General features: G+C 63.1%; 2 protein-coding genes. Both read left to right on the top strand.

Going from position 1 to position 1932, the window contains the following annotated elements; translation table 11 throughout:
* Positions 1-224: transposase (locus tag H5397_RS17285; protein WP_182814264.1), on the top strand; the 224-nt coding region annotated here is incomplete at its 5' end.
* Between the two features lie 113 nt (positions 225-337).
* A complete protein-coding gene (locus tag H5397_RS17280; protein ID WP_182818975.1) occupies positions 338-1129 on the top strand; it encodes a hypothetical protein in 792 nt (263 codons plus the stop codon).
* The last annotated feature ends 803 nt before the right edge of the window (positions 1130-1932 follow it).

Raw genomic sequence — 1932 nt, 5'->3', positions numbered from 1 at the left:
AGATCGCCCGTCGCAAGGCCAAGGGCAGCCGCGGCGGTCGCCCACCTGCCTTCGATCCCACCATCTACAAGGGCAGGAACGTGGTGGAACGCTTCTTCAACCGGATCAAGGAGTTCCGCGCCATCGCCACCCGCTACGACAAACTCGCTCGCAACTACCGCGCCGGCCTCGTCCTGGCCAGCACCATCATCTGCCTACGAGACCAGTTACGCGACACGCCCTAGACCGCTTCAATCAGGGTCTTGAACCGTGCCCGGAGTGCGGCACCGATTGCCGGGGTGAGGATCGTCCCGACTTCTGCGCAAGACCAGATGACCCCTCGCACAACAACACAGCAGTGCTCGCTTCTTACTGGTACCACTCATCAACTCACGAGAACTGGCCGGAGAGGGACTTCGATCCCGCTGGGAAGTTCACAGACGACACCAGGCGACGCATGGAGTCGATGGCGGGGCCCGGATCCGTCGAGCGATGGGCGGCGCGACAGAAGGACAAGGCTCTTCACATCGGCACCTACGAGGCCGCGATAGAGAACATCTTCAGACGCATGGACGACCAGAGCGGTTCTAGCGAACAGTTCTTCCTCCACCGCGTGAAACTCAGGCCCGACTCTGTGATCCAGGCAGGCGTCCACAAGGAGCCCACCAACTTCGTCGGCGACGCCTACCTTGCGGAAGTATGCGGACAGGGCGTGAATGTGTACCGCTACGTGAATGTCCACGAGGACCCTTCGGGCGTGTCCCTAGCCGTAAATGCGACGGCCATTCACGCCGTCCAAAGCATCCCGATCCCGCTACCGGTGGACGGGGCTCATCCGTGGATCGTTGACGCCACCGCGCGCCTCACGGATGCCTGTTCGATGCCTCCAGTGCAGCCTAGGGGGATACTCCGGAAGATAGGGGTCAAACCGACTTCGGCTCTCGCATCGGAAGCCCGCGAGCTCGAAAAAGAGGTCGCCTCCAGTCTCCCCTTTACATCGAGGACGAGGCTCGACGCTGGCTTCGACGAGGCAGCCTTCGCCGCGTCCCCCACAGCGTTCCCCGCGAAACTGCTCGGATTGACCCGGCTGGTAAGTGACTTCCAAGCTGTGCTCGACGCCTTGGATTCGCAGCCGTGGCGTGTGGTCTAGCGTCAGGCGGGTCGGCGCGGAACGCACGAGATAGCCACACATCCAGCCGAAGGCTATCGTCCGCGCACCCCGCGGCAGATGCGTGCGTCCCCGGACGACGTCCAGCCGCGAGCCCGAGGTCGGGTGTTGCCTTGTCAGTGCTGAGTGATACACCGTGCCCATGACTGACGCGAACGTCCTGCCACCGTTTCAGGTGTCCCACTCCGCTGTCCAGGCCATTCAAGATCTCGGCGGCGCCGTGCGAATCGACATAGAGGATGGCGGTTGTTGCGGAACCACCTATGTATTCGAGCTCGTGGACCCCCAGTCCGACGCTGTTGCCCAGGACGCCCAATACGGCTGTCCTGGTGCGTGGCTTTTCGTGTCAGCCACCGCAGCGCCGATTCTCAAGGAGGCTGTGCTCGACTATGGAGCGGCCCTGAAACCTCCGCGTTTCCGGATTCCCCGCAACCCGAATGTCGACAATGTCTGTGCCTGCCGACGCTCGTTCGGCGACCCGTGGCCCGGACCACGGCAACCGGCATGCCGGTCGTACATGCCAATGCCCTGGGACACCGAGTACGAACCGCCCCGAGCCTGGCGTCGACAGACTGGATGGGCAGCGCCGAACGAGACGCCCGCGGACGAGTAGTCACCTTGACCCAGCGGCACAGACGCGATGAGCGTGACCGTGTACGCGGCATTTAGGTTAGAAGTAGCCCCCGCCGGCGGTCTGATCAGCGGCTGGGACACGGTGTGATCCCTTGACTTTGAGAGGTCTCCGGTGGGGGTGCTTCGATGGAGCGGTTTCCCTGTTCGGGAAC

Origin of the sequence: Propioniciclava sp. MC1683 (assembly GCF_014164675.1) — a bacterium.
Taxonomy (GTDB): Bacteria; Actinomycetota; Actinomycetes; order Propionibacteriales; family Propionibacteriaceae; genus Propioniciclava.
Note: the sequence above shows the minus strand (reverse complement) of the source record. Positions and strands in the feature narration are given on the sequence as shown.